General features: G+C 66.4%; 6 protein-coding genes. 1 reads left to right on the forward strand and 5 read right to left on the reverse strand.

Annotated elements, in window-relative coordinates; genetic code table 11:
* Positions 1-163: 163 nt before the first annotated feature.
* The gene (locus tag QMX79_RS18335; RefSeq protein ID WP_282248053.1) at positions 164-379 is read left to right on the forward strand and encodes a hypothetical protein; all 216 of its coding nucleotides are present in this window, start codon (positions 164-166) and stop codon (positions 377-379) included.
* Between the two features lie 52 nt (positions 380-431).
* On the opposite strand, the gene lpdA is transcribed toward QMX79_RS18335, so the two are convergent.
* The 5 genes from lpdA to QMX79_RS18360 all read right to left on the reverse strand — a co-directional run bounded on the left by lpdA (position 432) and on the right by QMX79_RS18360 (position 8,149).
* Complete coding sequence (gene lpdA, locus QMX79_RS18340; protein WP_282248054.1) at positions 432-1,868, reverse strand: dihydrolipoyl dehydrogenase; 1,437 nt, start codon at positions 1,866-1,868, stop codon at positions 432-434.
* Positions 1,869-1,928: 60 nt separating this feature from the next.
* Positions 1,929-3,131, reverse strand: a complete 1,203-nt coding sequence (sucB, locus tag QMX79_RS18345) for a dihydrolipoyllysine-residue succinyltransferase (protein ID WP_282248055.1) — start codon at positions 3,129-3,131, stop codon at positions 1,929-1,931.
* Positions 3,132-3,173: 42 nt separating this feature from the next.
* Positions 3,174-6,005, reverse strand: a complete 2,832-nt coding sequence (locus tag QMX79_RS18350; RefSeq protein ID WP_282248056.1) for a 2-oxoglutarate dehydrogenase E1 component — start codon at positions 6,003-6,005, stop codon at positions 3,174-3,176.
* Between the two features lie 184 nt (positions 6,006-6,189).
* Positions 6,190-6,714 carry a hypothetical protein gene (locus tag QMX79_RS18355; protein ID WP_282248057.1) on the reverse strand — a complete coding sequence of 175 codons (525 nt, stop codon included), beginning with the start codon at positions 6,712-6,714 and terminating at the stop codon, positions 6,190-6,192.
* A 1-nt stretch (position 6,715) separates the two neighbouring features.
* Positions 6,716-8,149 (reverse strand): cupin domain-containing protein, encoded by a 1,434-nt coding sequence (locus QMX79_RS18360; RefSeq protein ID WP_282248058.1) that lies wholly within the window; start codon positions 8,147-8,149, stop codon positions 6,716-6,718.
* Positions 8,150-8,390 lie beyond the last annotated feature (241 nt).

The raw sequence follows: 8,390 nt of genomic DNA on the forward strand, positions 1-8,390 counted from the left end.
GTCGTGCGCTACCGCGGTAGGTCAGCCGGGCGGTAGGTGCCGACCGTTGGTCGGTACGCGCTTCGTCGGCGCATCCGTGGTTTCGTCGCAAACCCGTTGCACTGCGCCCGGCGAGGGCGCGATGGTGGACCCGCAGCGGCAAGGTGCCGCCCGGAGACCCGTCATGAAGACCCTGTTCGCGCTCGGCGTGTGGTGCCTGCTGTTCGTGCTGTGCTGGCCGCTGGCGATCCTGGCCCTGCTGGCCTGGCCGCTGGTGTGGCTGCTGAGCCTGCCGTTCCGCCTGGTCGGCATCACCTTCTCGGCGTTGTTCGCCTTCCTGGGTGCAGTGTTCATGCTGCCGGCCCGCCTGCTCGGCGGCGGCCGCGCCACGACGGCCTGAAACAAAAAACCCCGCCGAGGCGGGGTTTTTCGTTGCATCACCACGGGGCCGGTCAGTTGGCCTTGTGGATCGCGCGCTTGCTCACGGCCATGGCGGCGTCGTGGACGACTTCCGACAGGGACGGGTGGGCGTGGCAGATGCGGGCCAGGTCGTCGGCCGAACCACTGAACTCCATGGTCAGCACGCCTTCGTGGACCAGCTCGGACACGTTGGCGCCAACCAGATGCATGCCCAGGATGCGGTCGGTCTCGGCGTGGGCCAGCACCTTCACGAAGCCCGCCGGCTCGATCATCGCCACGGCACGGCCGTTGGCGGCGAACGGGAAGCTGCCGGCCTTGTACGGAATGCCTTCTGCCTTGAGCTGTTCTTCGGTCTTGCCGACCCAGGCCAGCTCCGGCTCGGTGTAGATGACCCACGGAATGGTGTCCATGTTCACGTGGCCCGGCAGGCCCGCGATCAGTTCGGCCACCGCGATGCCTTCCTCGAAGCCCTTGTGCGCCAGCATCGGGCCGCGCACGCAGTCGCCGACCGCCCACACGCCGTTGACGCCGGTGTGGCAGTGGTCGTCCACTTCGATCTGGCCACGTTCGTTGACCTTGACGCCGGTACCTTCGGCCAGCAGGCCCTTGGTCGCGGCGCGACGGCCCACGGCCACCAGCAGTTTGTCCACCACCAAGCTCTTCTCGCCTTCGGCGTCGGTGTAGGTCAGGGCGACTTCCTTCTTCTTGCCCTTGCCGGTCACTTCGGCCTTGGAGACCTTGGCACCCAGGCGGATGTCCAGGCCCTGCTTCTTGAATTCCTTGGCGGCGACCTTGCCCACTTCGGCATCGGCAGCGGCCAGGAAGGTCGGCAGCGCTTCCAGGATGGTCACTTCCGCACCCAGGCGCTTCCACACGCTGCCCAGTTCCAGGCCGATCACGCCGGCGCCGATCACGGCCAGGCGGGCCGGCACTTCGGTGAAGTCCAGGCCGCCGACGTTGTCGACGATGGTGTCGCCGTCGAACTTGGCGAACGGCAGTTCGATCGAATCCGAACCGGCGGCGATGATCACGTTGGTGCCCTTGAGCTCGACGATGGAACCGTCGTGCTGGGTGACCTTGACCACGTTGCCCGGCTGCAGTTCACCGAAACCGTAGTACGCAGCGACCTTGTTCGCCTTGAACAGCATGGCGATGCCGCCAGTGAACTGCTTGACGATCTTGTCCTTGCGGCCAACCATCGCCTCGACGTCCATCTTGGCATCCTTGAAGCTGATGCCGTGGTCGCCAAAGATGTGGCCCATGTTCCAGAACTGGCGCGAGGAGTCCAGCAGCGCCTTGGACGGAATGCAGCCCACGCGCAGGCAGGTACCGCCCAGCGCCGGCTTGCCATCCTTGCCCAGGGCGGCGTCGATGCAGGCGGTCTTCAGACCCAGCTGCGCGGCGCGGATGGCGGCGTGGTAGCCGGCCGGACCCGCACCGATGACGACAACGTCGAATTGTTCAGCCATAAAAATTCCTTGATGCATGACCAGAACCCCTCCGCGCAGGCGCGGAGGGGCAAGAGGTTTTTACAGGCCGAACAGCATGCGGCCCGGGTTTTCCAGCTGGTTCTTGATGTCCACCAGGAACTGCACCGAATCCTTGCCATCGATGATGCGGTGGTCGTAGGACATCGCCAGGTACATCATCGGCGCGATCACGACCTGGCCGTTCTGGGCGATCGGACGCTCCTTGATGGCATGCATGCCCAGGATGGCGCTCTGCGGCGGGTTGATGATCGGGGTGGACAGCAGCGAACCGAAGGTGCCGCCGTTGGTCACGGTGAAGGTGCCGCCCTGCAGTTCTTCCAGGCTCAGCTTGCCGTCACGGGCCTTCTTGGCGTAGTCGGCAATGGTCTTTTCGATGTCGGCGAACGACATGCGCTCGACGTTGCGCAGCACCGGCGTGACCAGGCCCTTCTCGGTCGAGACCGCGATGGAGATGTCCGAGTAGCCGTGGTAGATGATGTCGTCGCCGTCGATCGAGGCGTTCACCAGCGGGAAGCGCTGCAGCGCGTTGGCGGCGGCCTTCACGAAGAAGCTCATGAAGCCCAGCTTGATGCCGTGCGCCTTGACGAACTCGTCCTGCAGGTCCTTGCGCGCAGCCGACACCTTGGACAGGTCGACTTCGTTGAAGGTGGTCAGCATGGCGGTGGAGTTCTTGGACTCCATCAGGCGTTCGGCGATGCGCTTGCGGATGCGGGTCATCGGCACGCGTTCTTCCGGACGTGCGCCACCGGCCTTGCCGGCGCCGCCGTTGCGGGCGAAGTTGACGATGTCTTCCTTGGTCACCGCGCCGCGACGGCCGGTGCCGTCCACATCAGCCGGGTTCACGCCTTCGGTGATCGCGCTGAAGCGCGCGCCCGGGGGCAGGGCATCGGCAGCGGACTTCGAGGCCGGGGCCGGCGCGGCAGCAGCGGCCGGGGCAGCGGCTGCGGCCGGAGCAGCAGCGGCCGACTTGGCTTCAGCAGCCGGGGCCGGTGCAGCAGCAACGGCGCCTTCCTCGATGATCGCCACGACCTGGCTGGAGGTCACGGTGGCACCCACCTCGAACTTGATTTCCTTCAGCACGCCATCAACCGGCGACGGCACTTCCAGCACGACCTTGTCGGTTTCCAGGTCGAGCAGGTTTTCGTCACGCTTGACGGCGTCGCCGACCTTCTTGTGCCAGGTGGCGATGGTGCCGTCGGCGACGGATTCGGGCAGTACCGGGGCTTTGACTTCGGTGGCCATGCGGGGGCTTCCTGGTTTGTCTTTTCTGGAATGAGGGGAAAGTTATTCAGCGACCGCGTCGTTGAACGGGTTGACCAGTGCATCGGCGACCAGCTTCTGCTGTTCGATGATGTGGTCCGCCATGTGACCGGCAGCCGGGGAGGCCGAACGGGCGCGACCGGCGTAGTGCAGGCTCTGGCCATCGGCCAGGCAGAACTGCAGGTGGTGGCGGATCTGGTACCACGCCCCCTGGTTCTGCGGTTCTTCCTGCGTCCACACCACGTCGGTGGCCTTGCCGTACTTCTTCAGTTCGGCCGCCAGCAGCGCGCGCGGGAACGGGTACAGCTGTTCCACGCGGATGATGGCAACGTCGTCCTGGCCACGCTTGGTCTGGTCTTCCAGCAGGTCGTAGTAGACCTTGCCCGAACACAGCACCACGCGCTTGACCTTCTTGGCCTCTGCCTTGGCATCGCCGATCAGGTGCTGGAACTCGCCGTTGGCCAGCTCGTCCAGAGTCGACACGGCCAGCTTGTGGCGCAGCAGCGACTTGGGCGACATCACCACCAGCGGCTTGCGGGTGGTCAGGTGCAGCTGGCGGCGCAGCATGTGGAACGCCTGCGCCGGGGTCGACGGCACCACCACGAGCATGTTCTCCAGCGCGCACAGCTGCAGGAAGCGCTCCAGGCGCGCCGAGCTGTGTTCCGGGCCTTGCCCTTCATAACCGTGCGGCAGCAGCAGGGTCAGGCCGGTGATACGGCCCCACTTGGCTTCGCCGGCAGCGATGAACTGGTCGATCACTACCTGGGCGCCGTTGGCGAAATCGCCGAACTGGCCTTCCCAGATGCACAGGGTGTTGGGATCGGTGGTCGAGAACCCGTACTCATAGGCCATCACCGCTTCTTCGCTGAGCAGCGAATCGATGATGGTGGCCTTCTCCGGCGAATCCACCAGCTGCCGCAGCGGCAGGTAGTAGTTGTCGGTCTTCTGGTCGTGCAGGATCGCGTGGCGGTGGGTGAACGTACCGCGGCCCACGTCCTGGCCGACCAGGCGCAGTGCATGGCCTTCGTCGAGCAGGGTGGCGTAGGCCAGGTTCTCGGCAAAGCCCCAGTCGCCCGGGATCTCGCCGGCGGCCATCTTGCGGCGGTCGTCGTACACCTTGGACACGCGCGAGTGCAGTTCCACTTCGGCCGGCACGGTGTTGATCAGGTCGGCCAGCTGCTTCAGCTTCGCCGGGTCCACCTTGGTGGAGACCGGGTCGGACAGCTTGCCTTCCAGCAGCTTGGGCCAGTCCACGAACAGCGCGCTGCTCGGCGGGGTCTTCTCGACCTTGGCCAGTTCGGTGGTGACTTCACCGGCATCGAGCTTGTTGCGGTAGGCGTCGACCATTTCCTTGCCGGCACCGGCGGCGATCACGCCGGCCTGTTCCAGCTGCGCGGCGTACAGCTCGCGGGTGGTCTGGTGCTTGCGGATCACCTGGTACATCAGCGGCTGGGTGATCGCCGGTTCGTCGGCCTCGTTGTGGCCCCAACGGCGGTAGCACATCAGGTCGATGACCACGTCCTTGGCGAACTTCTGGCGGAACTCGAAGGCCAGCTTCGCGGCGAACACCACCGCTTCCGGATCGTCGCCGTTCACGTGCAGCACGGGGGCGGCGATCATCTTGGCCACGTCGGTGGCGTAACGGGTCGAGCGGGTGTCTTCCGGGTTCGAGGTGGTGAAGCCGACCTGGTTGTTCACCACGATGTGCACGGTGCCACCGACGGCGAAGCCGCGGGCCTGCGACATCTGGAACAGCTCCATGACCACGCCCTGGCCGGAGAAGGCCGCGTCGCCGTGGATCAGGATCGGCATGACCTGCTTGCGGGCGGTGTCCTTGCGGCGCTCCTGGCGCGAACGCACGGAACCGGCCACGACCGGGTCGGCGATTTCCAGGTGCGACGGGTTGAACGCCAGCGCCAGGTGGACCGGGCCACCTTCAGTGGCCACGTCGGCCGAGAAGCCCATGTGGTACTTCACGTCGCCGGCCGAGGCGTGCTCGTCGTGCTCGAACTTGCCTTCGAACTCGTCGAACAGCTTGCGCGGGTTCTTGCCGAGGGTGTTGACCAGCACGTTGAGGCGGCCGCGGTGGGCCATGCCCACCACCACGTCCTTGACGCCATCCTTGCCGGCGTCACGGATGATGGTGTCCATCATCGGGATCAGCGAATCGCCGCCTTCCAGCGAGAAGCGCTTCTGGCCGACGTACTTGGTGTGCAGGTAGCGTTCCAGGCCTTCGGCGGCGGTCAGGCGCTCCAGCGTGCGGCGCTGGGTGGCAGCGTCCAGGCTGTAGTTGCCACCGGCCAGTTCCAGGCGCTGGTAGATCCACTGGCGCTGCTCGACCTCGGAGATGTGCATGAATTCCGCACCGATCGAGCCGGTGTAGGTCTTCTTCAGGCGCTCCAGCAGGTCGCGCAGTTTCATGCGCGGCTGGCCACCGACACCGCCGGTGCTGAACTCGGCGTTGAGGTCACCCTCGGACAGGCTGTGGAACGGCAGGCCAAGGTCCGGCGAGTTGACGGCCTGGGCCAGGCCCAGCGGGTCCAGGCGGGCATCCAGGTGGCCGCGCGAACGGTACGCCGTGATCAGGCGACCGACATTGCGCTCGCGTTCGTCGCTGGCACCGGAGTTGCCGCCGCCCTTGACGGCGTTTTTGGCGGCGTCGGCGATATGGGCGATGACGGCCGAATGCGGAATGTCACCGGCTTCGCGGCCCTTGAAGCCGTCGAAGTAGGTCTTCCATTTGGGATCGACACTGTCCGGAGAAACGAGGTACTGCTCGTACAGATCCTCGATATAGGAGGCGTTGCCGCCGGCGAGCTGCGAAGACTGCGCAAACTGCTTCAGTAGATTGTCCACGATGGAGGGTCGGATTCGCTTGTGGGGTAAGGCTTCGATGATCCGGCAGGGAAAATGAATAGCCCTGCACGGGCGGTATCTAACGGTCCAAATTGTACCCCCATCGAGACAGGAAGGGGCACCGGAACGGCCTGCGGCAGGGCCGTGGTGTCATTCCCAGACAGGTTCAGGACCGGGAAAGGGACTACAGGCCAAGCGCGCGCAGTTCGCTGCAATCGCGCGAACGTTCCCATACGCGCTGCAAACCGTCCTGCAACGGTCGCGAACGTGCCGGCATGGCGAGCCCGGCTTCACCGTCGAAGCGGAGCCCACTCAGACGAAAGTAGTAGTCGCCGGCATCGTTGAGCAGGCAGGCCGAGGCGAGGGCGCGGTCGATCGGGTCGGTCACCTGGCGCACCCGGAACACGGTGGGCAGGCGCTGGACCAGGCCCAGCAGGGGCGAACCGGCCTGGGCGATGGCGGCGGTGTCATGGACGATCAGCTGGACCTGCTTGTCGTGGCGGGCGGTGGCGAAGCGGCGCAGCGCCTCCAGCACCGGGGGTGCATCAAGCAGGCCGGGGTCGAGCACGCGGCTGTGGATCCACAGCTGGCGGCGGGCACGGTCGACCAGGGCGGTGGTGATGGCCACCGCCTCGTCGGCGTTGTCGATGGCGACCGCGCCGCCCGGCACGCGGGGGATGCGCGGGTGGGCGATGCCGGGCCCGTCCATGTCAGGAGCCGGCGCCGCCGTCGGGGGTGCCGACGGCCTGGTCGTCGTCGCTGTCGTCAGTGTCGTCGAAATCGACGATCACTTCGACGCCATCGTCGTGGATGGTCACTTCGTGCACGTTGGCTTCGACGTCTTCATCCTCGACCACGTCGACCGTCTCGGTGGCGTCGATGATTTCGTATTCGGCCACCGCGTCGTCTTCGTACTCGTCTTCGTCGTCGAAGGCGTCGCCGTCGAGCAGCTGGTAATAGCCGCCGGCCACCAGCGAGTGCAGGGCGTCGCGGCCCTTGGCCGAGAGCTTCTGGTACAGGGCGCCACCGATCTGTTCGGCGGCGGCCAGGGCCTGGGCGTCCTTCACCGGCAGGGCGAATTCAAGGCCGCTGCAGTACAGGCTGGCGCCGCGCTTGGCACGGCGCCAGGCCAGGCGGGCCCACGGGTGGCGGCCGAGTTCGATGCCTTCGGCCAGGGCGGCTTCGACGTCTTCGCGCGGGAGCGCTTCGCCGGAGGCGACCACGTCACCGGCGGCGCGGTAGGTGGTGATGAAGCGGCCGAACCAGTCGCCAAGGCGGTCGGGGTCGTTCATGCGGATGGCGTTGAGGGCCTGGACCACGCGGCCCATGGCCACGGCGTCGATCTCGTTGGGGTCTTCGGGCACCTTCAGGTCCGGGTCCTGGTAACGGATGGCCTCGTCGGCATCCATGATCAGGGTGTCCAGGTAGTCGCTGATGAGCTCGGCGGAGGCGGGGGCGCGCATGCCGAAGGAGAAGGTCAGGCAGGGGTCTTCGGCCACGCCGTTGTGGGGGACGTTGGGCGGCAGGTACAGCATGTCGCCGGGCTCGAGCACCCAGTCGTGGGTGGGCTTGAAGCGGCGCAGCAGCTTGAGTTCGACGTCGTTGCGGAAGTCCAGCGGGGGGCGCTTGCCCTTGGTGGATTCGCTGGCGTCGATCTGCCAGCGGCGGTGGCCGTAGGCCTGCAGCAGGAACACGTCGTACTGGTCGACGTGGGCGCCGACCGAGCCGCCGGTGGCGGCGAAGCTGATCATCACATCGTCCATGCGCCAGCGCGGCAGGAAGTCGAAGTGGCTGATCAGGGCGCGCACGTCGGGGTCCCACTTGTCGACGTCCTGGACCAGCAGGGTCCAGTCGTGGTCGGGCATGCCGGGGAATTCTTCTTCCTGGAACGGGCCGGTGCGCACGGACCAGCCGTCGGTGGCGCGGTCGTGGGTGATCAGGCGGGCCAGGGCGGTTTCCTCGCAGGCCAGGCCGGCCAGGTCTTCGGGCTGGAGCGGGGTTTCAAAGTCGGGGAAGGCGCCGCGGATCAGCAGCGGGCGCTTCTGCCAGTAGTCGCGCAGGAAGGTCGCGGCGGGCATGCCCAGCGGCAGGCCGGGGCGGGCCTGGACTTCGATGACGGGGGTTTTGGTCTTGCGCACAGCCATGGGGGAATCCTTGCAGCGTAAAGACGGAGTACGGGGTGCGCGGCGGTGTACGCGCGCTTGCCGGGCTATTGTCCGCTGGTTGGGGGCGATGTGCACCTGTGGTGGGTTGTCGCGTAGAGCCGCTGGCGCGTTGGTTGTTACGGGCTGGGGAGGCCGGCGGGCAGTCCCCTACGGGACACGCCGTGAATCCATCCATGGAGGCTTGGCAAAAACATCCATGTTTTTGACAGTCCCTACGGGG

Origin of the sequence: Stenotrophomonas sp. PS02300, from assembly GCF_029959395.1 — a bacterium.
Taxonomy (GTDB): Bacteria; Pseudomonadota; Gammaproteobacteria; order Xanthomonadales; family Xanthomonadaceae; genus Stenotrophomonas; species Stenotrophomonas maltophilia_AD.